This is a genomic window from Streptomyces sp. NPDC025273 (assembly GCF_040638585.1).
GTDB classification, from domain to species: Bacteria; Actinomycetota; Actinomycetes; order Streptomycetales; family Streptomycetaceae; genus Streptomyces; species Streptomyces cinereorectus.
This window is the reverse complement of sequence record NZ_JBEZYP010000005.1, coordinates 281,966-306,660: the sequence shown is the minus strand read 5'-3', so window position 1 is coordinate 306,660 and position 24,695 is coordinate 281,966. Positions and strand designations below refer to the sequence as shown.

Sequence of the window (24,695 nt, the reverse complement as noted above, 5' to 3'; positions counted from 1 at the left end):
CCGGGATCCGGGCCGCCGCGCGTCCCCAGTGTGGCCCGCACCCCCTGACGAGGGCCGCGGGCCACAGCGGTGCCGCGTCACCGGCCCGCCCTAGGGGTGGCGGGGACCTCAGCGGCGGTCGAGACCGCCGCGCGCGATGACGCCCGCGTACCAGCGGGCGCTGTCCTTCGGGGTGCGGCGCTGGGTCGCGAAGTCGACGTGGACGATGCCGAACCGCTTGCTGTAGCCGTACGCCCACTCGAAGTTGTCCAGCAGCGACCACAGGAAGTACCCGCGTACGTCCGCGCCGTCGCCGATCGCACGGTGTACGGCCGACAGGTGCGCGTCCAGGTACGCCACCCGTTCCGGGTCGTGGACCTGGCCCGACGGGTCGGCGTAGTCCTCGTACGCGGCGCCGTTCTCGGTGACCATCAGCGGCAGGCCGGGGAGTTCCTCGCGGAGCCGGGACAGGAGCTCGTACAGGCCGTCCGCGTCCACCGGCCAGTCCATCGCGGTGCGGGGCCCGTCCGCGGGGGTGAACGTCACGTGCTGCTCGGCGCCGGCCCACGGGGACGGGGACTCGGACACACCGGCGGAGACGACGCTGGGGGAGTAGTAGTTGATGCCGAGGGAGTCGAGTGGCGCGGAGATCACCTCCAGGTCGCCGTCCCGGACGAAGGACCAGTCGGTCACCGGCGCGGTGTCCTCGACCAGGTCCTGCGGCAGCCGCCCGTGGAAGACGGGGTCCAGGAAGATCCGGTTGGCGACGGCGTCGATCCGGCGGACGGCGTCGTGGTCCGCCGGAGTGCCGGTCAGCGGGCGCAGGGCGTGCAGGTTCAGGGTCAGCGAGACCTCGGAGGAGGACGGCAGCAGGCTCCGCAGCACGCCGGTGGCGCTGCCGTGCGCCAGGTTGAGGTGGTGGGCCGCGCGCAGGGCCGCGAGGTCGCTCGTACGGCCGGGGGCGTGGACCCCGTTCCCGTATCCGAGGAAGGCCGCGCACCAGGGCTCGTTGAGCGTCGTCCAGGTGGCCACCCGGTCGCCGAGGGCGCGGGCCACGAGCCCGGCGTACTCGGCGAACCGGTGCGCCGTGTCGCGCTCGGGCCAGCCGCCCGCGTCCTCCAGCTCCTGCGGCAGGTCCCAGTGGTAGAGCGTCGCGACGGGCCGGATGCCGGCGTCCAGGAGCTCGTCGACGAGCTGCCGGTAGAAGTCGAGGCCGTACTCGACGGCGGGGCCCCGGCCGGTCGGCTGGACCCTGGGCCAGGACACCGAGAAGCGGTAGTCGGTGACGCCGAGCTCCTTCATCAGCGCCACGTCCTGCGGCATCCGGTGCAGGTGGTCGGCGGCGATGTCGCCGGTGTCGCCGTTGCGGACCTTGCCGGGGGTACGGCTGAAGGTGTCCCAGATGGACTCGGTGCGGCCGCCCTCGGTGGCCGCTCCCTCGATCTGATAGGCGGCGGTGGCCGTCCCCCAGCGGAATCCGGTGGGGAACCGCAGCCCCGTCACGGTGTCGGGGCGGGCATCAACAGCGGTCATGGACAGGCACTCCAGGAGGTGAGGTGGGGTGGTGGGGAGGAGGGCTCAGCCCTTGACGGCTCCCTGCATGATGCCGCCGACGATCTGGCGGCCGAGGAGGCCGAAGACCAGCAGGACCGGGAGGGTGCCGAGCAGCGTGCCGGCCATGATGACCGACTGGTCGTGGACGTAGCCGCCGCCGAGCTGCCGCAGGGCGACCTGCACGGTCGGCTCCTGCGAGGACAGCGCGATGATCGGCCAGAAGAAGTCGTTCCACGCGGTCATGAAGGTGAGCATGCCGAGCACCGCCATGCCGGGCCGGGCGACCGGGATGACGATGGACCAGAAGATGCGCGCGGTCGACGCGCCGTCGACACGGGCCGCCTCGATCAGCTCGTCGGGCAGCGACTGCACCAGGTACTGGCGCATGAAGAACACCCCGAAGGCCGACACGAGTCCGGGCAGGATCACGGCCTGGAGCTGGTTCACCCACTGCAGTTCCGCGATCAGCATGAACAGCGGGATGACGCCGAGCTGCGGTGGGATCATCATCGTCCCGATGGTCAGGGTGAGCAACGCGCCGCGGCCCTTGAAGCGCAGCTTGGCGAAGGCGAATCCGGCCAGGGTGCAGCACAGCACGGTGCCGACCGTGATGGAGCCGGACACGATGAACGAGTTCAGCAGCGCCTTGCCGATCGCGGCCTCCTCCAGCACCGCCTCGAAGTTCCTGATGAGGTTCGGGCCGGGCAGCAGGGAGGGCGGCACCTTCGCGAGGTCCGCGTTGGAGCGGCTGGCCGCGACGATCGTCCAGTAGAAGGGGAAGGCCGAGATCAGCAGCGCGAAGCCGAGGATCAGGTAGGAGAGCCAGCCGCCGTGCATGCCCCGTGCTCCCCGCGGCTTCGCGCGCCGGCCGGCCGGGGGCGTGGGCGGCAGGGTCTCGGGCGTGGTCGGCTGTGCGGCGAGCGTGGTCATCGGCCGGCCTCCTTACGGGCACGGCGGCGCACGAGGAGGGCGTTGGCCCCGACGAGCACCACGATCAGGACGAACATCACCCAGGCGATGGCGGCGGCCCGGCCCAGGTGGAAGAAGCCCCAGCCCTGCTCGTACATGTACAGGCCGAGGGTCTGGTACTGGTGCGAGATTCCGCCGGAGACGGACCCCTCGAAGAGCAGGGGCTCCCCGAAGAGCTGGGTGGCGCCGATCGTCGACACGATCACCGTGAAGACGATCGTGGGCCGCAGACCGGGCAGCGTGACATGGACGAACTGGCGCCAGCGGGAAGCCCCGTCCATCTCCGCGGCCTCGTAGAGCTCACCCGGGATGGACTGCATGCCCGCCAGGTAGATCAGCGCGTTGTAGCCGGTCCAGCGCCAGACGACGATGGTGGAGACGGCGATCTGCGAGGCGACCGTGCCGGTCTGCCAGTCCACGGGGCCGAACCCGACCAGCCCCAGCGCGTAGTTGATCAGCCCGAAGTCACGCCCGAAGAGCTGGGCGAACACCAGCGTCGCGGCGGCCACCGAGGTGGCGTACGGGAGCAGGATGGCCGTACGGATGAAGGTGCGCCCGCGCAGCTTGTAGTTGAGCAGGTGTGCGAGGCCGAGGGCCATGGCGAGCTGGGGGACGGTGGACAGCACGCCGATGGTGAACGTGTTGCGCAGCGAGGTCCAGAAGTACTCGTCGGTGAACAGTGCCGTGTAGTTGGCGATGCCGCGCCACTCCATGTCGCCGCTCGTCTGGAGTTCGACCCGGTAGAGCGAGACGAACGCCGTGTAGAGCAGCGGGAAGAGCCCGAAGGCGGCGAAGAGGGTGAAGAACGGCGCGATGTAGGCGTACGGGGAGAGCCTGCGCCAGGTGCTCCGGAGGGAGGCGGCCCGACCGTCGTCGGAGCCGTTTCCGGGCGCCCGGGGCGGCGCCTTCGCGGTGGCGGTGAGGGACACGGTGCGGCCCTTCGGGGAGTTACGGGCGGGAAGTCGGGGGAGTCGGGCCGGGGGAGGCGGTCACGGGGCCGGGGGCCGGTCCGCCGTGGTGGTGCGGCGGACCGGCCCCGGCGCGGTGACGGAGAGCCGTGGTCCCGGAGCTGTGCTGACCGGGCGTCAGCCGATCACGTTGGCCACGCCCTTCTTCGCCGTCTCCCACGCCTTGTCCGACGACGTGCCCTTGCGCTCCACCTCGCTCAGCGCGTTCGTCAGCTGCTGGGCGACGTTCTGGTCGTGCACACCGAGCACCTGGACCGGGGACGCCTTGGCCGCGTCACCGAATATCCGGCCGATCGGCGCGTCGGAGAAGTACGGGTCCGTGGCGTCGGAGACCTGCTCGATGGCGCCCGTCGAGGACGGGAAGTTGCCCTGCTTCCGGAAGAGCTTGGCCTGCTGCTCGGGGGCGGTGAGCCACTTGATCAGCTCGTACGCCTCCTTCTTGTGCTCGGCCGCGCGCGGGACCGAGAGGTACGAGCCGCCCCAGTTGCCCGCGCCGCCGGGCAGCTTGGCGATGTCCCACTTGCCCTTGCCCGCGTCACCGGCCTGTCCCTTGACGTAGCCGAGCATCCAGGCGGGGCACGGGATGGTGGCGAAGGAACCGGCGGAGAAGGCCTGGTTCCACTGCGGCGACCACTGGTCGAGCTTGGCGCTCAGCCCGGCCCGGGAGGCCTCGACCGAGGTGTCCCAGGCTTCCTTGACCGCCGGGTTGTTCTCGTAGATCAGCTCGCCGGAGGCGTCGTAGTACCGCTCCTCCTGCTGGCCGATCATGATCGAGTAGAGGCTGCCGATGCTGTCCAGCCAGGCGCTCCTGGCGGGGGCCTTCTTCTTGTACTGCTTGCCGAGCTCCAGGTAGCCGTCCCAGGTGGACCACTTCTGGGCGAGCTCCTCGCGGTCGGTGGGCAGTCCGGCCTGCTCGAACAGATCGGTGCGGTAGCACATCGCCTCCGGCCCGACGTCGGTGCCGAGGCCGAGGACCTTGCCGTCCTTCGTGGTCGCAGCCGACCACTTGGCGTCGGCGAACTGGTCCTTGAGCCCGTCCGCGCCGAACTCCTTCAGGTCCTGGAACTTGTCGGCCTGCTGCTGGGTCACCGACGCGATCCGGCCCACCTCGACGCCCTGCACGTCGGCGAGCCCGCCGCCGCCGGCCAGCCGGGTCTGGAGCGACTTCCAGTAGTCGGCCTCGTCCTCGGTGTCGGTCTGCTTGATCGTGACGCCGGGGTTGAGCTTCTCGTACTCCGCGTACAGCCCGGCCTCCTTGTAGCCGAACGATCCGAAGAGGTCGACGGTCAGCGTCACGTCCCCGTTCGCGCTGCCGGAGGAGTCCGAGGTACCGGACCCACAGGCGGCGAGGAGCGTTCCGGCGAGGACGACCGCGCCGACGCGGACGGTGGCTCTCTTGGCGGCTCGGGCGATGGGCATGGGAAGCCTCCCTGGCTCCGGGATGAACCGAGCGCCTGAGAGCGCTCTCAAAACCTGCGTCTGGAGCGTCCCCCAGGCCTCTCTCCCCGTCAAGACTCGAACGCATAACGGCTTCGTGTTGCTTCCAACTACGTTCTGTGTCAGTTCTCTTGACACTCGGGTTTCAGAAGTTTTACGTTCCTTGGCACTTGAGAGCGCTCTCGAATGCGCTCCCGACCCCCCATGACGAGGTGCTTCCTGTGCGAGCCTCCCTCTCCAGACCAGCAGCGGCGACGGTTCTTGCCATCGCCCTGGCCGCCGTGGGCCTGGGCCCTGCCGCGTCCCCGGCGGCAGCCGCCACGATCCCCGCAGGTTCCGGCAGCTATAGCGACAGCCGCCCCGCCGGTACCTCCGGTCCCACCACCAACACCGGCGCCCCCGTCACGCCCAAGCTCACGGCGGCGGCCAAGGACAAGCCGGTCCCGACCAACGACTGGTGGTCCTCCCTCGCCTACCAGCGTTACGGCGACAACCCGTACTCCACCCCGATGTACGGACACCCGCTGACCTACCAGGCCACCTCCGGCGGGCTGGAGGTCGGCTACCCGACCACCCCGGCGGTCGTCGGTGGGGGCCGCCAGTACGAGTACGCCCACAAGGCCGACCTGACCGTCGGCCTCAACGGCCTGAACTCCCCGGACACCAAGGCCGACGCCTGGTCCGACTGGACGGTCACCCCGTACTGGTCGGACGGCACCCGTACGCTGCGCACGACCATCGGGCACGGCATGCCCTTCGTGTACGCCAAGGGCTCCGGCGGCGACGCCCGGATCACCACGGCCGGCACACCCACCGTCTTCGCGGACAGCGGCAACGTCCTCGGCATCACGGTCGCCGGCCACCACTACGCCCTGTTCGCCCCGACCGGCAGCGACTGGGCGGTCTCCGGCTCCACGATCACCGCGGGCCTCGGCGGCAAGGACTACTTCTCGCTCGCCGTGCTGCCGTCCACGGACGCGCTCGCGACCTACCGGAAGTACGCCTTCAGCTTCGTCACCGGGTCCAAGGTGGCCTGGGAGTCCACCGGCGGCACGGTCAAGGCGACGTACAGCCTGACCACGGAGGCCAAGGAGGGCACCGAACGCGGCACGCTCCAGGCGTTGTACCGCCACCAGTGGCTGCACACCTCCGACGCGCTCACGCCGTACACGTACGTCTCCCCGCGCGGCACCATGAAGGTGCGGGAGTCCGCCTCCTTCAGCACCAGCCAGAAGAACTCCGGTGTGCTGCCCGCCCTGCCCGCGTCGAGCGGCGTCGACAAGGCCCGGCTGACCGGCTATCTGAACGAGGTGGCGAACGCCTCCGACCCGTTCTCCGGGGCCAGTGACACCTACTGGACCGGCAAGGCGCTCGGCCGCCTCGCCCAGCTGGTGCCCGTCGCCGACCAGATCGGCCAGCCGGGCATCCGGGACAAGCTGCTCGGCCTGATGAAGGGCCGCCTCCAGGAGTGGTTCACGGCGGGCGGTGCGAGCGAGTTCAGCTACGACAAGGACTGGAAGACGCTGACCGGCTACCCGGCCTCGTACGGCAGCGACACCGAGCTGAACGACCACCACTTCCACTACAGCTACTACGTGTACGCGGCGGCGATCGTCGCCCAGTACGACCAGGCGTGGGCCGCCGACTCCGCATGGGGCGCCATGGTCAAGACGCTGGTGCGGGACGCCGCCAACCCCAGCCGCACGGACGCCGCGTACCCGTTCCTGCGCGGTTTCGACGTGTACGCGGGCCACAGCTGGGCCTCCGGCCACCAGGGCTTCGCGGCGGGCAACAACCAGGAGTCCTCGTCGGAGTCGGTCAACCTCAGCGCGGGACTCGTCCTGTGGGGCGCCGCGACGGGTGACACCGGGCTGCGCGACCTCGGCAGCTACCTGCTGACCACCGAGTCGGAAGCGATCACGCAGTACTGGTTCGACGCCGACCAGCAGGTCTTCCCGGGCTCCTTCGGGCACGACACGGTCGGCATGGTCTGGGGCAGCGGTGGCGCGTACTCCACCTGGTGGACCGCGAACCCGGAGGAGATCCACGGCATCAACGTCCTGCCCGTCACGGGCGGTTCGCTGCACCTGGCCCGCGAGAAGGCCGCCATCAAGCGCAACATCGCCGAGATGGAGCGGGAGAACGGCGGCCCGGCCGTCGAGTGGCGCGACCTCCTGTGGGAGTTCGAGTCGCTGGCCGATCCGGCGGCGGCCAAGGCCAAGTGGGACGCGGGCAACGCGGGCTACACCCCGGAGCAGGGTGAGTCCAAGGCGCACACGTACCACTGGATCACCACGCTCGACAGCGTGGGCGCCCCCGACCTGACCGTCAGCGGGAACATCCCGACGTCGGCCGTCTTCACCAGGAACGGCGTCCGCACCTACACCGCCCACAACCACGGCTCCACCGCCCGCACGGTCACCTTCTCCGACGGTGCGACCCTCTCGGTGCCGGCCCGCTCCACGGCCACCGGCACGGGTACCGGCGGCGGCGACCCGGACCCGGATCCCGAGGAGCCGGGCCCGTCCACGGGCAACACCTTCCGGCTGAAGTCCGGCGGCATCCTCACCACCGCCACGGACGGCGCGGCGGGAGCCGACACGCTGGCCTCGGCCGACGGCGTCAACCGGGACGGCACGCCGTACAAGCCGACGGTCTACGAGATCAAGAACGTCGACGGGACACTCGCGGCGGGCGCGTCCACCGCATTCCGCCTGCGGGTCGACGCGGGTACGAAGGTGGGTCTCGCCCCGCAGGTCAGGGTCAGTTACGACCTGACCGGCGACGGCACCTTCGACCGGGCCGAGACCTTCCGCTACTTCGCGACCGACCCGGTCGCGGGGTGGGAGGAGTACACCCAGGCGGTGGGCACCACGGCGGTGACCGGAAGCCTGGGCAACCTCAAGGGCGGAACGGTCCGCCTGGAGATCTGGAACGCGCTGGGCAACGGCACGTCCCAGGTGCAGACCGGCACGGACGCGGCGGTCGTGAAGATCCCGTACGTCTGAGGGTCCCGGTGCGGCGGGTCCCGGCCTCTCAGGCCGAGGCCCGCCGCACCAGTGTGGTCGGGGTGATCACCGAGTCGGGGCGGTCGGCCCCCGTACGGTCCCTGTCCAGGCCGCGCAGCAGCAGCCGGGCCATCAGCCGGCCCATGCCCTCGATGTCCTGGCGGACGGTGGTCAGGGGCGGGTCGGTGGCCTCGGCCACCGAGTCCATGTCGTCGAATCCGACCATGGCGACCTGTTCGGGCACCGCGATCCCGCGCTCGCGCAGCACCCGCAGGGCCCCCGAGGCCATCAGGTCGTTGGCCGCGAACACCGCGTCCAGATCGGGCCGCCGCTCCAGCAGTTCCGACATCGCCCGCGCCCCGCTCTCCACGGTGAACGCCCCCTCGGCGACGAGCGTCGGGTCCGTCTCCAGCAGGATGTCCCGGTAGCCGTCGAGCCGGTCCATGGCCGAGGTCTGGTCGGGTGGCCCTCCGATGTACGCGATCCGCTCCCGCCCGAGCCCCCGCAGATACTGCACGGCCGCCCGCGCCCCGCCCCGGTTGTCGGCGTCCACGTACTGCACGGCCTGTTCCCCGGGGCCCGCGGTCCAGCTCGGCCGGCCCCCGTACACGGTGGGCACCCCGGCCCGCCGGGTGATCGCGGGCAGCGGGTCGTCGGTGTGCAGGGAGAAGGCCAGGGCTCCGTCGACATGGCCGCCGGACAGGTAGCGCGCGATCCGGTCGAAGTCCGCGGGCCCCTCCACGATCAGCAGCACCAGCTGGGTGTCATGGGCCGCCAGCTCCTTGCTGATGCCCCGGAGCTGCTGGGAGAAGAACGGGTCCGAGAAGATCCGGATCTCCGGCTCCGCGATGACCACGGCCACCGCCCCGGTCCGCCGGGTGACCAGCGTCCGGGCGGCGTGGTTCGGGATGTACTGGAGCTCCTCGACCGCCCGGCGCACCTTGTCCACCAGCGGCTTGCGCACCCCGTCACCCCCGTTGACGACCCGGGACGCGGTGGCTCGCGACACCCCCGCCCGCGCCGCGACGGCTTCCAGGGTGGGCCGGGACCCGGGGTGCTGCTCAGGCACGGCGTGCGCTCCTCATGGCTGGGCGGCGGCACGGGACAGAGGGGACACCGCCGGGATCGCGTACAGCGTAACGCCGGGGTCCGTCACAGGGCTGAGAGCGCTTCCAACGGCGCCTCCCGTCGCGTCCCGTCGCGCTTGCGATCAAGGCGCGGAAGGCTCGCCCGGGCCGGACGGCGCCGCTCCCGGACATTCTCTGTCATGACCCTGGCGGAACAAGCGATCCCCCTCCACAATGCGAATGGGAGCGCTCCCATCGTTCGGGGCGCTCCGCTCCCGGCTCCCATGCCATCCGCGCCCTGTCGACGAAAGGCCCTACCGGTGAATGCCTCACCACTCTCCGCACGGCCCGTGCGCGTCCGCCCCAGGCCCGGGCGACGCGTGTTCGGGATGTCAGCCGCCGCCTTACTGTTCGCGGCTGCGCTGGCGGTGCCCGGCACGGCCGGTGCCCAGGAGGCGGAACCCGGCCCCGAACAGATATCCAACGGTGACTTCGCCGCCGGTACCGCTCCCTGGTGGTGGACGGCCAACACCTCCGGCGCCGTGACCGAGGGCCGGCTCTGTGCAGCGGTCCCGGCCGGGACGGCCGACCCGTGGGACGTCATCATCGGCCAGAACGACATCCCGATCGTCGCGGGTGAGGCCTACACGCTCAGCTACACGGCCACGTCGACCCAGCCCCTCACCGTCCAGACCCGGGTCCAGGAGGCCACCGCGCCGTACGCCACGGAGCTGGCCACCGCCGACCCGGTCGGACCGGACGCCGTGACCGTCACCCATGTCTTCACCGCCGCGGCCGACCGTCCGGGCGCCCAGCTCGCCCTGCAGATCGGGGGCGGCGACCGCGCGACCACCTTCTGCCTGGACGACGTGTCGCTGCGCGGCGGGGCCGAGCCGCCCGTGTACGAGCCGGACACCGGGTCGCCGGTCCGCGTCAACCAGGTCGGGTACCTGCCCCACGGCCCCAAGAACGGGACGGTGGTCACCGACGCCGGCCAACCGCTTCCCTGGTCCGTGAAGACCGCCGACGGTACGACGGCCGCCACCGGCACGACCGTCCCGCGGGGGGAGGACCCGAGCTCCCGCCAGCAGGTTCACACGTTCGACTTCAGCGCCCTCACCACCGTCGGCGACGGCTACACCGTCGAGATCGACGGCCGGGCCAGTGAGCCGTTCTCCCTGCGGGCCGACCTGTACGACAGTCTGCGCTCCGACGCGCTGGCGTACTTCTACCACAACCGCAGCGGCATCCCCATCGACGCGGACCTCGTCGGCGACGCCTACGCGCGGCCGGCCGGACACATCGGTGTGGCGCCCAACAAGGGCGACAGGGACGTCCCTTGCCAGCCCGGTGTCTGTGACTACCGGCTGGATGTGTCGGGCGGCTGGTACGACGCGGGTGACCACGGGAAGTACGTGGTCAACGGCGGGATCTCGGTGGCCCAGCTCATGGCCACGTACGAGCGCACCCTGACCGCCGACGACGCCGAGTCCGCGGAGCTCGGGGACGGCGCGCTGCGGGTGCCCGAGCAGGGCAACGCCGTGCCGGACATCCTCGACGAGGCGCGCTGGGAGCTGGAGTTCCTGATGCGGATGCAGGTGCCGGCCGGTGAGCCGCTGGCCGGGATGGCCCACCACAAGATGCACGACGCCGCATGGACGGGACTGCCGCTGGCCCCGCACCTCGACCCCCAGCAGCGTGAGCTGCACCCGCCCTCGACGGCGGCCACGCTCAACCTGGCCGCCGCGGCCGCCCAGTGCGCCCGGCTCTACGCCCCGTACGACGCGGCCTTCGCGGCCCGCTGCCTGGAAGCCGCCCGGACCGCCTGGGCGGCGGCCGAGGCGCACCCGGACGTCCTCGCCGACCCGAACGACGGCACGGGCGGCGGCGCGTACAGCGACGGCGACGTCTCGGACGAGTTCTACTGGGCCGCCGCGGAGCTGTTCACCACGACGGGCGAGGCCGCGTTCCGCCAGGCCGTGCTCTCCTCCGCCCTGCACGGCGACACCGACGCGGTCTTCCCCGCCGGCGGCGGCATCTCGTGGGGCTCCACCGGCGGACTGGGCGTGCTCACGCTGGCCACCGTGCCGAACGGCCTGACGGCGGACCAGCTCGGTGAGGTCCGCTCCGTGGTCACCGAGGCCGCCGACCGATACGCCGCGCAGTCCCGCGCACAGGTGTACGGGCTCCCGTACGCCCCGAAGGACGAGGACTACGTCTGGGGTTCCAACAGCCAGGTCCTGAACAACATGATCGTGCTGGCCACGGCCCACGACCTCACCGGCAGGGCCGCGTACCAGGACGCGGTGCTGCGCGGTGCCGACTACCTCCTCGGCCGCAATCCCCTCAACCAGTCGTACGTCACCGGCTACGGCGAGCGGGACTCCCGCAACCAGCACCACCGCTTCTGGGCGCACCAGAGCGACCCGGACCTGCCCCACCCGCCGGCCGGCTCGATCGCGGGCGGCCCCAACCTCACGGCCGTCGCCGCCGGTGACCCGGTCGCCGTGGAGAAGCTGGGCGGCTGCGCACCCGCGATGTGCTATCTCGACGACATCGGCTCCTGGGCCACCAACGAGGTCACCATCAACTGGAACGCGCCCCTGGCCTTCATCGCCTCGTATCTGGACGACGCGGGCGACGGACGCCGGCCCGCGTCGCGCACGTGCGAGGTCTCGTACACCTCGCACCCCTGGACCAGCGGCTCGACGGTCACGGTGAAGCTGAGGAACACCGGCTCGGAGCCGGTCTCGCCCTGGCAGCTGACCTGGCTCATGCCCGGCGAGCAGGCCGTCAGCCACACGTGGAGCGCCCAATTCGACCAGCACGGCAGGACGCTCAGCGCCCGGCCGCTGTCCTGGAACCGGGAGATCGCACCCGGTGCCACGGTCGACTTCGGCTTCAACACCACGGCTTCCGGTACGGCGTCCGACCCCCGCACCTTCAAGCTCAACGGCCTTTCCTGCGCGACGAGCTGATCCACCCGGGACGCACGGTCACGCCCGGGTGCGGGCCGCCTCACGGCGGACCCCGCACCCGGGCGTCACGCGTCCTCATCGAAACGCCAACGGGCGTGTACCGATGGGTAATTGAAAGACAAAATCTTCGACCGGCGCGGTTTGGACGGGTGTAGGCATGTACATCTATTCAGGCGGGTCTACCCGCATAGATGACCGGACCCGCTCACCCCCGTTGTGCTCCACCCAGTCATCAGGAGACAGCCTTGAGTACATCCATGCCGCTGCGCACCACCCTGATCGGGGCCGTGCTGGCCGCTACGGCCCTGGTACCCCTGCAGGGCACCGCGCTGGCAGCGCAGGACGACGCGGCCCGGTCCGCCGTCGTACCGGCGGCGTCGGTCGCCGGCATCGAGGACGCGACCGCGCGCACCCTCGCCGCCTCCCTCGCCGATCCGGCCTGGAACAGACAGGTCCGGTCGGCCGCGCTGGCCGCCGACTCGGTGGACCTGCGGGCCCTGACCAGCCGTTCCACCACGGCCAGGGGCAAGAGTCTCGCCGCGTCGATCGCCACGGCGGACCGGGGCGTCGCCACCGCGAAGGGCCTGGGCGGCGACACCGGCTCGCTGCTGCGCGTCGGGCTGGCGCACCCGTCGATGGAGGCCCGGCTCGCCGGGGGCGAGACCCCGCTGGTGGCCGCCGCCCCGTCCGACGACACCGCGACGTTCACCGCGTACGACAGCGCGGGCACCGCCCGTGAGCTGGCCGTCGACACCATCCCCGAGCAGCCCGTCTACCTCGTCGACATCGACGGCGCCAAGGCGGTCACCGCGGGGCTCGAGGTCCTCCGCGAAGCCCTGGCGGCGAAGGGGCTCGAGGTCCCGGCCCCGGCCGCGGAGGTGAACACCCTCGCCTCGACGGCCGTGGCGGGCATCGACACCACCCTGATCAACTCGGTGCGGATCTCCGACGTGCAGGAGCCGTGGATCAAGGGTGACGCCGAGATCTTCACCCTCGTCACCGGCTTCGGCCAGGACGGCAAGGCGCGTGTCGACACCGTCGAGATGCCGTACCTGAACGAGGGCGGCACCACGTACTACCCGAACCAGGTCCTCGTGAACTGGTCGAACTACAAATACAACATGGCCGACGCGGTCATGATGGAGGACGACGGCGACACCAACTACCAGGCGCTCGCCAAGAGCATCGCCGCGATCCTCCTCACGATCACCGACCAGGGCGTGTACATTCCGCTCGTCGACGCGCTCATGGACGCCATTCCCACCTCCTGGTGGACCGACGACCCGGACTACGTCGACTCCTGGTACACCCTGGCCAAGACCTCCAGCGGCACCCGCAACGGCGCGGCGGCGAACGGCTGGATGAACGTCTCCCCGTACTACGTGTCGGGGCTCTGACCCGGCACGCGCGAGGCAACCCGTCCTTGTCCGTCCGGCCGGTCCTTCCCCCGGGGGCCGGCCGGACGGCGCCGAGGGACAAGGCCCGCGCGGTACGCGAAGAGCGGCGCGATCCGCCCTGTGGAGGGCACCGTCCCCGTCACGAGGCGTCCGCCGGGTCTGTCGTGCTGCCTCGCGCAGGCGCCCGCCTCACCTCGACTCCCGCCCGGTCCGCGTGGCCCTGATCGGCCTCGGCGTCGTCGATGAGTCCGCGCAGGACCTCGCGTTCCGACCGGCGCCGGACGAGGGCCCCGACGTACGCGGACACGCCTCGCCCGCCGGTCCGCTCCTTGAGGGCGGCGGCACCCTCAAGCAGCGGGACGGACACCGGACGGACCGGGCCCGGCCTACGCGCCCAGGCCCGCGTCCCGGGCCAGGAGTGCGGCCTGCACCCTGTTCTCACACTCCAGTTTGGCGAGGATGCGGCTCACGTACGCCTTGACGGTGGCCTCGCTCATGTGGATCCGCTGACCGGCGTCCGCGTTGGACAGGCCCTCGCCCAGCAGGGCCAGGACGTCCCGTTCGCGTTCCGTCAGCTTCTCCAGCCGGCGGCGGGCCTGTTCCGCGCGGTGGGCGGTGCCGCCGGACGCCAGCGAGTCCACGACGTGCCGGGTGGCGCCGGGCGACAGGTACGCCTCTCCGGCCGCCGCCGCCCGTACCGCGCGCATGAGCTCCGCGGGCGCGGAGTCCTTCAGGAGGAAGCCCGCGCTGCCCTCGGTCAGGGCACGCAGCACGTTGTGCCGTTCCCCGAACGTCGTCAGTATCAGCACCCGCACCTCGGGCGCGGCCCGACGCAGCTCGGCCAGGGCCGTCAGCCCGTCCATGACCGGCATCTGGAGGTCGAGCAGGGCCACGTCCACGCGCCGGGCCCGGGCGAGCTCGACCGCCTCACGGCCGTTCGCCGCCTCCGCGACGACGTCGATGTCGTCGGCCGAGGAGAGGATCATCCTGATGCCCGCGCGAATGAGCGGCTCGTCGTCCGTCACAAGAACCCTGATCACGACTCTCCCGAACGGTCCTGAGCGGTCACACCTGCGCGCACCGGCCCATCATCCCCGATCCCGCGCCCGGCCCGGGCACCCGGGCAGGTGTCCTCAGCTCGTCTCGAAGGACTTCTTCTCGATCAGCCTGCCGCCCGCGAAGCAGAAGCGGAACATTGGCTCCGCGTCCCAGCTGCTCCCGAACTCCGTGGACAGGAGCGTCAGGCACGTCGCCCCCTCCGGCTCGGGCGGCGCTCCCCTGCCCGCGCCGCTGTTCAGGAACGAGTCGCCGCTCGGCAGTTGACCGCGTACCTCCGCCTCGGACTGTCCGACCTTCACGGCGTCGTACTGCTTGGGCTCGATCATGGCCGTGTCCGCCTCCCGTACGAGGAAGATCCCCCCGACGACCATCGCGATCACCAGCAGCACGACGACGAGTGCCGCCACCCCGCAGCCGATGACTATGCCGCTGCCCCTCTTGGTCCTGCTCATGGTCCTGGCCAACTCCTTCGGGAAACCGTTCCAGTCGGTGACCGGATCACTCTCTCCGCCGGAGCCCGCGGAACTCTGCGCCCGAAAGTCGTCCGCGGGCGCGACGAACGTCGCCATGGCTTCACCGGGCGGCGGGCTGGGGAAACCGTCACCGGGCGAGGTGTAGGGCAGGACGGCCGCCAGCCGGAAGCCGCCGTCCGCCGTGGGGGCCGCGTGCACCATGCCACCGACGAGCCGGGCTCGTTCCTCCAGCCCGGTCAGCCCCTGGCAGCCGCTCGCCACACTGCCGCTCACCGGCTCCACCGCCGGACCGTTGGCGACCTCCACGACCAGTGAGTCCGGCTCGTACCGCAACCCGATGGTGATCGGCGCCCCGGGAGCGTGCTTGTGCGCATTGGTCAGGCCCTCCTGGACCACGCGGAACGCCGCGTGGTCGGCGGTCGGGGCGAGCGGCCGCACCCCGCCCGAGCGCCGCACGTCCACGGCCGCCCCCGCCTTCCGGGACGACTCGGCCAGGGTGTCGATGCCGGCCACCCCGCGGGACGGTGTCCCCGGATCCTCGTCGTCCGGGTGGGCGGCCTGCGGGGCTCCCCCGGCGCGGGGTGCGTCGGCGCCGTCCCGCAGCACGCCCACCACGTCGCGCAGTTCGTGCATCGCGGCCACCGACGCCTCGCGCAGCACCCCGACGGCCTCGCGCTGCCGGCCGGTCAGCTCCCGGTCCACCTCCAGCGCGCCCGTGTGCACGGCGATCAGCGCGAGCTGGTGGCCGAGGCTGTCGTGCATGTCCTGCGCGATGCGCTGACGCTCCCGTATCCGGGCGTGCCCGGCGATCATCGCGCGCTCGCGCAGGAGTTGCGCGTTGTACTCGCGGAGTGTGTCGGTCAACGTGCGGCGCTGTGACCAGTAACGCCCGGCGAGACCCGGCACGATGAGCGCCACCAGCAGGAACAGTCCGCTGAAGACCAGGAGCGGCAGCGAGAGGTGCGGCTCCCACAGGGCGGTCATGCCGAGGGTGAGACCGTAGGCGAGGGCGAAGACACCGGCTGCCCTGCCGAGTCCTTCGATCCGCCGTCCGGCCGACCAGGAGACGACGAGGAAGAGCGGCGCGAGACCGGCGAACGGGATGGAGCCGACGGCGGTCGCCAGCAGCACCGACGCGGGGAGCACCCGACGCAGGGGCGACAACAACCCGGCCCCGAGCCCGACGCAGACGGTCTGCACGGCGCCCTGGTCGTCCAGGAGCCCGGCGCCCGCCCCGAGCATCGCGAGCGTCACGCTCAGGAGCACTTCGCCCACGATGCGCCCGACGGGCCACATTCCGGGCGCGAAGAGGGCCCGCCCCGGCACGGTCGGCCGGAACGCCCGCAGCGCCCTCACCGCCGGGCTCCGGGGGGTCGGGGTCGCTGGGGCCATGGATTCGACACGAGTCACGCGCCCACGGTAGAGACCCCCGGCCGGACGCCGCTGTGGCCATTGGTCGCGGCGGCCGACGACGAAAGTCGCGGAACCTACCGCTTGAGGCCGCTGACGAAGGCGGCCCACGCGTCGGTCCGGAACAGCAGCGCCGGACCGTCGGTCATCTTGGAGTCGCGGACGGGGACGACGCCGGGGTGGCCGTCCGCGACTTCGAGGCAGTCGCCGCCGCTCCCTCCGCTGTACGAGGACTTCCGCCAGGTGGCGATTTCGAGGCAGTCGCCGCCGTCTCCGCCGCTGTACGAGGACTTGTGCCAGATCGCTGTGGACAGGTCGTAGTCAGAGCTGCTCATCTTCATGTGCGTAATCCTCCGCCACCGACTCGATCAGGGCCAGGGACGCTTCCGGGGACAACGCGCTGGCCGCTACCAGGTCGTAGGTCAGCTCGTAGTGCCGGACGGTTGCCGGATCATCCTGCAAGTGTCCGGTGCTGAGGCCCTGGAGGTAGGCGAGCGGAGGTGCGTCGGGGAACGACATCAGCTTCAGCTGGCCTGCGAGGGCCATATGCGCTCCAGCGGAGAAGGGAAGCACCTGGACGATCACTCGGTGCTGGCGGGCCAGCGCCGCCACGTGTCCCAGGGCCCCGGTCATCACCGCAGCTCCGCCCGACTTCCGGCGCAAGACCGCCTCATCCAGAACCGCCCACAACATGGGCGTTGTCGGGTCGGCCAGGAGCTTGGCTCTGTCGAGTCGAGACGCCACCAGACAGTCGATCACGTCCTCCGTGGCCGTCGGCTGGTAGGCGCGGAACACCGCCCGTGCGTACGCCTCCGTCTGCATCAACCCGGGAATCAGCTGGGGTGCGTACTCCCGGATGGTCTCCGCGACCGCCTCCGCCTCTGCGGCCTCCGCGAAGTGGTCCGGGTACTTCGACTGCTTCAGCGCGGCGCAGTTCCGCGCGAAGAACCCGTCCGCGGCCAGCACCTCGTCCAGCTTCTGGGCCTGGTCCGCCTGCATCCGGCGCGTGCCCGCCTCCAGTTGGCCGATGAAGGAGCCGCTGACGAACAGCGGTATGCCCAGCTCCTCCTGGGAGAGGCCCGCGGCTTCCCGCCTGTGGCGGAGTTCGGCGCCGAGCAGGGCGCGCGGGGAGGACGAGGGATCGAGCTTCTTCGGCCCGGGCATGGCGACTCCCTGTGACACACGTGCGGGTGTTGGAACTGCACCTCTTCCACGGTAGCGACGAATTGGCCACGCTGGGTAGGCATAGCAACTACTCAGCGTGGAAATGGGGAAGATCATGATGACGGCTACGGAACGGCGCAGAGAAGCAGCGGGCAGAGTGCGGGCGGCGGAGGATGCGGTGGCGCGGCTGCGGGCCGGTCTCGCCGGGGTCGGCGTGAAGCTGCCGTCACTGCGGATCGATCCGGTGTCGTGTGCGCGCGACGAGCCGGCCCCGCTGGTCGACCTCGGCCGGTGCACGATCGACGTGGCGCTGCGGCTGAGTGCGGCGCTGGAGGACAAGACGCGGGAAGCGGCGGCTGCTCATGACAGTTGAAGGACTTGAGCCGTGCAGGCCGGAGCCCGGTTCGTTCGCGATGGACGTCCGGGACGGTCGGGTGGGCCGGGTGATGGGGCACGTCGGGCCGTACGTGCAGCTGCGTCCGCCGGGGGGCGGTGCGGAGTGGGACTGCCCGCCCGAGGCCGTCCGGCCGGCTCCGCCGGGGCTCGTGCTCCGGGCCCGGGTGACGGAGATCAACCGGGAAGGGCAGCTGCCGCGGTGAGGGGCGGTACGCCGGCCGTGACCTCGAGGTGCGCGGCCCCGGGTGTCCGCGGGACAGCTGAATGGCGGGGACCCGCCCGTGTGTCCGGGCCGGTCCCCGCCTCCGGCCGGCGGCGCGGGTGGCGCTACATCAGGCGGTAGCTGGTGTAGTAGCTGTCGAGCTGGGCGTGGTAGCCCGGGTCGTCCGTATGCCGGTGCCGGTTGAACTCGGGCGAGTCCTTGATCTGGTCCTTGGTCAGGTCGACGAAGATCTTCCGGTGTTCGATGTCGATGGCCTTGACCGTGCCCGCAGGCAGCAGGACGTCCTTGCCGAAGATCCAGACACCGGTGTCGACGACCAGGTAGGCCGCGCCCACCTCGTCGGAATGCTTGTCGACCTTTCCGACACTGCCGTCCGTCGCCTCGACCGAATAACCGGTCAGATCGGCGCCGGCGGTGTGACCGCTCGTCGGCCGGTAGCCCCAAAGATGGTCAGTCATCATTGGCTCCTTTCGCGACGGTAATGCGTGTTGTGCAGATCGTGTGCCCCCGTTTCGGAGGTGCACGCATATGGATCGGCGGGAAAAGAATGCGGGTGGGCCCGGATATGTCGCTCCGGGTCCACCCGCATCATCAGTGCTGGTGAAGGTGTTCTACCAGCGGTACCACCGGCCACGTCGGCCACCGCTCGCGGTCGGGCGGACGATGAATCCGAGCAGCCAGACCACGAGAACGATTACTGCGATCCACCAGAGTGCCTTGAGTGCGAATCCGGCACCGAAGAGGATCAGGGCGAGCAGAAGAACGAGAAGCAGGGGAACCATTGTTATCAACCTCCGAAGCCTCTGGTGCCCCTGAATCATTTCCCTACACCAGGTGGTTGCGAGGTTCTTTCACCGTGTTCAGAACCAGGGAGCCGATGCCCTGCGCAGGGTCTCGACGGCCTCGGTCAGCGCTGCCACGGAGGCGAGGGCGCCGGAGACCGCGTAGAACGCCCGCCGGACGCGGCCCCGCGCGGGCTCATCGGCCTCGCCGGAGGAGGGGAGGGCTTCCTCCATCTCGGCCAGTGCCGACTCGGCGTCCGCCGCGGCTCCGGGAGGCAGCTCCCCGGGAGCGAAGGCCCGGAGCTGGAGGCGGAGCTCCTCGACGGCCTGCCGCAGCTGTGCGAGCTCGGGAGTCTCCGTCGCCCGGACGCCGACGTGCTGGACCATGTCCGCCTGGCTGTTGTCGCCGGTCTGGATGATGCCGTTGACCGTGCCACCGGAGACGTTGACGCTGCGCGTGCTGCCGTCCTGCGGAATCGTCATTCGTTCAGCTCCCTTGTGTGGAACCGCTGTCGGGCCTCGGACCGACGTGCGGCTGTGGTGTGGTGATCGTCTGGTGGTTCGCCCGCGCGTTGTTGCCCGACTGGACGGTGCCGTTGACCGTCCCGCTGACGTGCACCGAGTGGTCGAAGACGATGTTGGCCCGGGCGTTGTACTCGCCGGTCGCGTATCCCGCGTCGCGCAGACTCCCGCGTACCGCGGTCAGCGTTCTCGCCTGGATGCTCTTCAGGAAGCGCTGGATGTCCATCTCCTGGAACAGCTGCTGGAAGGTGGGTTCCGCGGCCAGCTCGCGCACCGAGCACTTCGGGCCGTGATCGACCACCTGGTCGGTCGCGCACATGTGCTCGTACCAGACGCGGGAGCGACCGATCCGACCGGCGGTCCGGGAGATGCGCAAGAGGTCGTTCGGGGCGTCGGACACGAGGGTGAACACCGACGCCGACGCGCGTTGCACCAGCTCGAACCAGTCCCACACGCTGTCGGGAGGCGTCACTTCGTCGAGGGAGTGGAAGGCGCGGGCGATCGGAGGCAGCAGGAACGCGCGGGACTCCAGGAACAGCAGGCCGCCCTGCACCTGCACCCTGCTGAAGACGGTGAGGACGACCTCGTTCCCCCAGCTGCCCACCCGGACCGTCAGGTAGTGACGCAGGCGCTCCTGCGCCGCGAGATCGAGACTGTCCGGCCACCAGGTCGCGGGAGCGGGGGCGTCGGGCGCCCCGCCGAGCTGTGCGACGGCCTCACGCCGGGCCTCCGGCGCCAGCTCCAGGAACGCCGAACCGGGGCCCGTGCCGCTCCAGTCCGTCGACGGGCCCAGGCGCAGTCCGCTCTTCACGATGTAGTCGTCCACACGGATGTCGTGCATCCGGTCACCCGGGTACGCGTCGCCCTCGCCGAGCCGCAGCAGTTCGCTCCGTATCCGCGCGTGGATGTCGGGCACGGTGAAGCCGGCCGGCCGGCCGGGAGCCGTGCCGTCCGCCTTGTGGTCCACGTCGGGAGTGAGCTCGATGGCGAACGACCAGTGGTCCAGCTCGATCCCCGCGCCGACGAACGGGGCGTAGTCGCTGAAGACGATGTCGGGGTCGGCCTGCTGCTGCCGCAGCTCGGCCAGTCGGGCGGCGTGCGCGGCGGGATCCGGGCGCACCGGAGTACGGCCCGTGGCGAACTGGTGCAGAAGCCGGGTGCTGCGGTGGTGGAAGACCGATGCCACCACGAGCCAGCCCACCAGGACCAGCACGGCGGCGACAAGGGTGAGGTTCAGCTCGGACTCGCTGACGCAGGAGTATTCGCCGGCCTCGTCGTACCGGCACACGGACTTGCTGATGAACAGCCCTTCGGCGAACAGGGCCGCCACGGAGGTCACCACCTGTCCGGCGATGTACACGCTGACGAACAGGAAGAGGAGTGCCCTGATGACGCGGCCCGCTCCGGCGGGCCGGGCGTTCCCCGGCTCCGTGCGGGGTGTGAGAAAGCCGGCGAGCCCTCGGACGACGTACAGGAAGAAGCGGATGTAGAGGACGAGCGCCACCGTGATGAGCGCCCCCGCCACGTCGAGGGGTGCCAGGAGCACGGGGAGGCCGAGCAGGAAGGCCCCGCGGATCGCCGCCTGCCGTCGTGCGAGGAAGCACTCCCTGAGGACGGCGGCCAGGTCCACCCCGTACGACGGCGGTGGGATGCGGTGTGGGTGTTCGGCCAGCTCCGTGATCACCGCGTTGCGGAAGGACCGGTCGGTGTGGGCGGCCCCGAGCAGGTAGGCGGTGGCATCACCCGGCGGGTTGCCGGCCTGCGACCGGATGAGCATGCCGAGCCTGCTCCGGGGATCGAGCAGCGGCACGACCGGTGGCAGCGGGTCCGCGCGCGGACCGGGCACGGGGCCGGGCTCGGGACCGTTCGGCTGGGTCGTCAAAGGAGTCGGCCTTCCGTCGGGACGGACAAGGGGATGACACGTGGAGCCGGACGGGCTGTCAGATCTGGGTGGCGTCGCGCGTCGGCAGTCCGTAGCGCCCGGCGATGCCGGCCCACACGAGGAGGAACTCCTCCTTGGCGGCGGTGGCGAGCGCGCTGCTGTCCGCGGCGCGGGTGTGCGAGGGGCCGCGGGCGACCCGGCCGGGAGTGCACCCGGCGGCGTCGTCGGCCCAGGCGGCGAAGGCCCGGTCCGCGTCCGCCGAGTGCTTCCAGGCCACCCGCAGACTGTGAGCGGCTTCCTGGCCCGACGAGATCTCGTCCAGGGCGAGTCCGTCGAGGCGGGCGATCAGGTCGTCGCGGCGGGCGGCGGCTGCCTCCAGGGCCTCGCCCGCGCTCACGACGGACGCGGCGGAGGCACAGGCCTCCACCTTCCCCACGGCCGCGAGCACCGTGCTGCGATCGCTCTTGCTCTTCTCCAGCAGCGCGTCCACGGCCGCGGCCTGATCCTCGCCGGTGGCGGGTGCCTCCGTCCGCTCCGGGGCCTGTCCCGCCACGGAGCCCGTGGCGGCGGGCGCCGGGGGTGAGGACGCGCCGGAGGCCGGAGCGGAGTCGTCGGTGTCGGAGGAGGCGAAGAGGAAGGAGGCGGCCAGGACCAGGGCCGCTACGGCCACGCCACCACCGACGGCCATGAGGACGAGCTTCGTCGGCACCCGCGGCCCCGGCACGTCGGCGTCCGGGCGTGGTGATTCCTCCGCGCCACGGACCCATCCCCCCGCGCCGCCACGGGCCTGTTCGTCCCAGCGCATCGGTTCACTTCTGTCTGCTTCACCCATGCGCAACCCCCGTCGCCAGTAAGCACCCCCATTCTTCCCCTCATCGCCGTCGGATGTGCGAAGTCCCGTGATTCTGGCCGAAGGTGGGGCATCGGCCGCGCGGCCCGGGGGCTCCCGGCGTGATGGGGGCGCCGCCCTTGCGGGAGCCGGGCAGGAAGGGGGCGGTCGCCGCGGCGCCATGCGGGACACCTGCCGTGGGATCGGTGCGTGCCTCACCCGGTCGTGGGACGCTGGTGGGAGCGGCGGACCGCCGCACGCACGTCGATCTACGCTCCCCTGTCAGGCCACCGGAGAAGGGACCCGCGATGACCGCCGCGATGATCGATAACGATCAGGGCTCTGAAGGCCGCCCGTGGGACTACCTGCTGCGGACCTGGCAGGAACTGGACGTGCCCGAGGGGTGGCGCGCCGAGATCGACGAAGGGCAGATCGTCCTGGTACCGCCGCCTCATGCGCACCACAACGGCATCGCCGCGAAGGTGCGGCGCAGGCTCTACACGAACCTTCCCGTGGAGCTGGAGATCTACCAGACCCTGGGTGTGCACGTCGCGCCGCTCGACAAGCTCTACGTCCCTGGCCTCGTCGTGATGCCGACGGAGCTGATCGCGGCCGCCGACCCGGAGAGCAGCGACCCGATGGACGCGGCGGAGGCGCTGCTGATCGTCGAGATCACGTCGAAGGGGAACGCCCGGGAGGACAGGACGAAGAAGTACCGGGCCTACGCGCGGGCGGGGGTGCCGATGTACCTGCTGATCGACCGGTTCGACACACGGGGGGCGATGGCCACCCTGTTCACCGAGCCGAACGAGGACGGGACGTACAAGCACTCGGACCCTGTGCCGTTCGGTAAGCCCCTCGCGCTTCCCGCGCCTTTCGGCGTCGCGCTGCCCACGGCGGACTTCCCCGCCTGAGCCGTCGCGCGTGCCGGGCCGTGAGCCGCCCGGCGGCCGAACGGCGGGGGTCTGCCCGGGGGCTGACCCCCGCCTCCGTCCTGCCGCCGGTGGTGGCCCGGCGGGGCGAGAGGGCTCAGACCCCCGCGGGTTGTCTCGTCGGGGAGTCGCCCGGCGCCGGGTCGTCGGGCGTCCGGCCCGGGGTCGCGGTGCCGGGCGCGGCGACCGTCGACGGGGCCGGCTCCCGCGGGACGTCGAACTCGTCCAGCAGGGCCTTGCTGAAGCCGAAGAAGTACGTGGCGACGAACCCGGCGACGTACCCGACCAGCAGACCGCCCGCGTAGACCGCGATCGTCGGGCCGAGGCCGTGGTTGCCGTCCAGGAGCGGGAACAGGGCCCAGCCGGACGGGCCGATGGCCGTGGAGCCGACCGAGTCGCCGAGCTGGTTGAACAGGCCCACGAAGCCGCCGCCGAACGCGCCGCCGACACAGGCCGTGACGAACGGGCGGCCGAGCGGGAGCGAGACGCCGTAGATCAGGGGCTCGCCGACGCCCAGGAGACCGGCCGGGAGGGCGGACCTGATGGTCCTGCGGATCGACTCGTTACGCGGCAGACGCAGGTACACCGCGGCTGCCGCGCCGACCTGGCCCGCGCCGGCCATGGCGAGGATCGGGAGCAGGACCGTGAAGCCCTGCTGCTCGATCAGGGTCGTGTGGATCGGGATCAGCGCCTGGTGCAGGCCCAGCATCACCAGGGGCAGGAAGAAGCCGCCGAGCAGGAAGCCGGCGCCCGCGCCGCCCGTGGAGAGCAGCCAGTCGGCGAACGTACCGATGGCGGAGGAGACCTCACCGGCCACGTACATCAGGCCGAAGATCGTGACCAGGCCGGAGATCAGGACCGTCAGGGTCGGGGTGACCAGGACGTCCAGGGCCTCGGGCACCCAGCGGCGGCACCACTTCTCCACGTACACCGCGAGGACCGCGGCCCCCAGCGCGCCGAGGACGCCGCCCTGGCCGGGGGAGAGGGTCTGGCCGAAGGCGTCGATGTTCGCGACACCCGGGAAGACGATGATCGCCGCGACCGCGCCGCCCAGGATCGGCGTACCGCCGAACTCCTTCGCCGTGTTGTAGCCCACGAAGACCGCGATCAGCGCCATGAAGCCGGAGGCCATCGCCGCCAGGGCGGGCGTGACCGAGGTCAGCCGGCCGAGGTTGACCAGCAGGCCGTTGAGGCCGGCGATGATGCCGCAGCCGATGAGCGCCGGGATCAGCGGGACGAAGATGTTCGCGATCCGCCGCAGGAACAGCTTGAGCGGGGTGGCGTTCCGCGCCTTCTGCTGCGCCCTGATCGCCGCGCCCTGCGCCGCCAGCTCCCCGGACGTGTGGACGGCGGGGGGCGCCAGGGCGCGCTCCTCCTCGACCAGCCGCTCGAACTCCGGGGTGACCCGGGCGACCGTACCGGGGCCGAGGACGATCTGGTACGTGTCGTCCTCGACCACGCCCAGCACGGCGGGGACGGCCTTGAGGGCCTCCTCGTCGACGAGGGAGCGGTCGTGCAGGCCCAGCCGGAGCCGGGTCATGCAGTGGGCGATCGAGCCGACGTTCGCCGCGCCACCGACGAGCGGAAGGATCGCGGCGGCCGTGGCGCGGTTCTTGTCTTCAGTAGCCATGTGAGTGGTGCCTTGCTGTGCGGGGAGTGGTGCAGG

At 71.3% G+C, this 24,695-nt stretch carries 22 protein-coding genes; 6 read left to right on the top strand and 16 right to left on the bottom strand.

Annotated elements, in window-relative coordinates; translation table 11 throughout:
• Window positions 1-108: 108 nt before the first annotated feature.
• The 4 genes from AB0F38_RS12160 to AB0F38_RS12145 all read right to left on the bottom strand — a co-directional run bounded on the left by AB0F38_RS12160 (window position 109) and on the right by AB0F38_RS12145 (window position 4,889).
• A complete protein-coding gene (locus tag AB0F38_RS12160) occupies window positions 109-1,512 on the bottom strand; it encodes a GH1 family beta-glucosidase (RefSeq protein ID WP_361890578.1) in 1,404 nt (467 codons plus the stop codon).
• 45 nt (window positions 1,513-1,557) lie between these two features.
• A complete protein-coding gene (locus AB0F38_RS12155) occupies window positions 1,558-2,463 on the bottom strand; it encodes a carbohydrate ABC transporter permease (RefSeq protein ID WP_361890575.1) in 906 nt (301 codons plus the stop codon).
• A complete protein-coding gene (locus AB0F38_RS12150; RefSeq protein WP_361890572.1) occupies window positions 2,460-3,431 on the bottom strand; it encodes a sugar ABC transporter permease in 972 nt (323 codons plus the stop codon). The genes AB0F38_RS12155 and AB0F38_RS12150 overlap by 4 nt, the downstream gene beginning before the upstream one ends.
• A 156-nt stretch (window positions 3,432-3,587) precedes the next feature.
• Window positions 3,588-4,889 carry an extracellular solute-binding protein gene (locus AB0F38_RS12145; RefSeq protein ID WP_361890569.1) on the bottom strand — a complete coding sequence of 434 codons (1,302 nt, stop codon included), beginning with the start codon at window positions 4,887-4,889 and terminating at the stop codon, window positions 3,588-3,590.
• A 239-nt stretch (window positions 4,890-5,128) separates the two neighbouring features.
• On the opposite strand from AB0F38_RS12145, the gene AB0F38_RS12140 reads away from it, so the two are divergent.
• Window positions 5,129-7,915: a glycosyl hydrolase gene (locus AB0F38_RS12140; protein ID WP_361890566.1), complete on the top strand. Its 2,787-nt coding sequence runs from the start codon at window positions 5,129-5,131 to the stop codon at window positions 7,913-7,915.
• Between the two features lie 28 nt (window positions 7,916-7,943).
• On the opposite strand, the gene AB0F38_RS12135 is transcribed toward AB0F38_RS12140, so the two are convergent.
• Window positions 7,944-8,984, bottom strand: a complete 1,041-nt coding sequence (locus AB0F38_RS12135; RefSeq protein ID WP_361890563.1) for a LacI family DNA-binding transcriptional regulator — start codon at window positions 8,982-8,984, stop codon at window positions 7,944-7,946.
• Between the two features lie 387 nt (window positions 8,985-9,371).
• On the opposite strand from AB0F38_RS12135, the gene AB0F38_RS12130 reads away from it, so the two are divergent.
• Together AB0F38_RS12130 and AB0F38_RS12125 are read left to right on the top strand one after the other, a co-directional pair.
• On the top strand, window positions 9,372-11,960 hold the full coding sequence (locus AB0F38_RS12130) for a glycoside hydrolase family 9 protein (protein ID WP_361890561.1): 2,589 nt from the start codon (window positions 9,372-9,374) through the stop codon (window positions 11,958-11,960).
• A 245-nt stretch (window positions 11,961-12,205) separates the two neighbouring features.
• Window positions 12,206-13,357: a DUF3103 family protein gene (locus AB0F38_RS12125; protein ID WP_361890558.1), complete on the top strand. Its 1,152-nt coding sequence runs from the start codon at window positions 12,206-12,208 to the stop codon at window positions 13,355-13,357.
• A 139-nt stretch (window positions 13,358-13,496) separates the two neighbouring features.
• On the opposite strand, the gene AB0F38_RS12120 is transcribed toward AB0F38_RS12125, so the two are convergent.
• The 5 genes from AB0F38_RS12120 to AB0F38_RS12100 form a co-directional block, all read right to left on the bottom strand.
• Window positions 13,497-13,724, bottom strand: coding sequence for a hypothetical protein (locus tag AB0F38_RS12120; RefSeq protein WP_361890556.1), 228 nt, complete (start codon window positions 13,722-13,724; stop codon window positions 13,497-13,499).
• 19 nt (window positions 13,725-13,743) lie between these two features.
• Complete coding sequence (locus AB0F38_RS12115; protein WP_361890553.1) at window positions 13,744-14,397, bottom strand: response regulator transcription factor; 654 nt, start codon at window positions 14,395-14,397, stop codon at window positions 13,744-13,746.
• 93 nt (window positions 14,398-14,490) lie between these two features.
• A complete protein-coding gene (locus AB0F38_RS12110) occupies window positions 14,491-16,185 on the bottom strand; it encodes a histidine kinase (RefSeq protein ID WP_361890709.1) in 1,695 nt (564 codons plus the stop codon).
• Window positions 16,186-16,376: 191 nt separating this feature from the next.
• A complete protein-coding gene (locus AB0F38_RS12105; RefSeq protein ID WP_361890551.1) occupies window positions 16,377-16,640 on the bottom strand; it encodes a DUF397 domain-containing protein in 264 nt (87 codons plus the stop codon).
• A complete protein-coding gene (locus tag AB0F38_RS12100) occupies window positions 16,621-17,463 on the bottom strand; it encodes a helix-turn-helix transcriptional regulator (protein WP_361890549.1) in 843 nt (280 codons plus the stop codon). Before AB0F38_RS12100 ends, AB0F38_RS12105 begins: the two co-directional genes overlap by 20 nt.
• A gap of 118 nt (window positions 17,464-17,581) precedes the next feature.
• Here AB0F38_RS12100 and AB0F38_RS12095 point away from each other — a divergent pair, with 118 nt between their 5' ends.
• Window positions 17,582-17,836, top strand: coding sequence for a hypothetical protein (locus AB0F38_RS12095; RefSeq protein ID WP_361890706.1), 255 nt, complete (start codon window positions 17,582-17,584; stop codon window positions 17,834-17,836).
• Window positions 17,826-18,062: a hypothetical protein gene (locus AB0F38_RS12090; RefSeq protein WP_361890546.1), complete on the top strand. Its 237-nt coding sequence runs from the start codon at window positions 17,826-17,828 to the stop codon at window positions 18,060-18,062. Before AB0F38_RS12095 ends, AB0F38_RS12090 begins: the two co-directional genes overlap by 11 nt.
• A 124-nt stretch (window positions 18,063-18,186) precedes the next feature.
• Here the strand turns inward: AB0F38_RS12090 and AB0F38_RS12085 are convergent, their stop codons facing one another.
• The 5 genes from AB0F38_RS12085 to AB0F38_RS12065 all read right to left on the bottom strand — a co-directional run bounded on the left by AB0F38_RS12085 (window position 18,187) and on the right by AB0F38_RS12065 (window position 22,100).
• Window positions 18,187-18,540, bottom strand: coding sequence for a PRC-barrel domain-containing protein (locus AB0F38_RS12085; protein ID WP_361890543.1), 354 nt, complete (start codon window positions 18,538-18,540; stop codon window positions 18,187-18,189).
• Between the two features lie 153 nt (window positions 18,541-18,693).
• A complete protein-coding gene (locus AB0F38_RS12080) occupies window positions 18,694-18,864 on the bottom strand; it encodes a hydrophobic protein (protein WP_361890540.1) in 171 nt (56 codons plus the stop codon).
• A gap of 78 nt (window positions 18,865-18,942) precedes the next feature.
• A complete protein-coding gene (locus AB0F38_RS12075) occupies window positions 18,943-19,347 on the bottom strand; it encodes a DUF5955 family protein (protein WP_361890537.1) in 405 nt (134 codons plus the stop codon).
• Between the two features lie 4 nt (window positions 19,348-19,351).
• A complete protein-coding gene (locus tag AB0F38_RS12070; protein WP_361890534.1) occupies window positions 19,352-21,268 on the bottom strand; it encodes a hypothetical protein in 1,917 nt (638 codons plus the stop codon).
• 58 nt (window positions 21,269-21,326) lie between these two features.
• The gene (locus AB0F38_RS12065) at window positions 21,327-22,100 is read right to left on the bottom strand and encodes a hypothetical protein (RefSeq protein ID WP_361890533.1); all 774 of its coding nucleotides are present in this window, start codon (window positions 22,098-22,100) and stop codon (window positions 21,327-21,329) included.
• 305 nt (window positions 22,101-22,405) lie between these two features.
• On the opposite strand from AB0F38_RS12065, the gene AB0F38_RS12060 reads away from it, so the two are divergent.
• Window positions 22,406-23,011, top strand: a complete 606-nt coding sequence (locus tag AB0F38_RS12060) for a Uma2 family endonuclease (protein ID WP_361890531.1) — start codon at window positions 22,406-22,408, stop codon at window positions 23,009-23,011.
• 115 nt (window positions 23,012-23,126) lie between these two features.
• On the opposite strand, the gene AB0F38_RS12055 is transcribed toward AB0F38_RS12060, so the two are convergent.
• Complete coding sequence (locus AB0F38_RS12055) at window positions 23,127-24,659, bottom strand: PTS transporter subunit EIIC (RefSeq protein WP_361890529.1); 1,533 nt, start codon at window positions 24,657-24,659, stop codon at window positions 23,127-23,129.
• Window positions 24,660-24,695 lie beyond the last annotated feature (36 nt).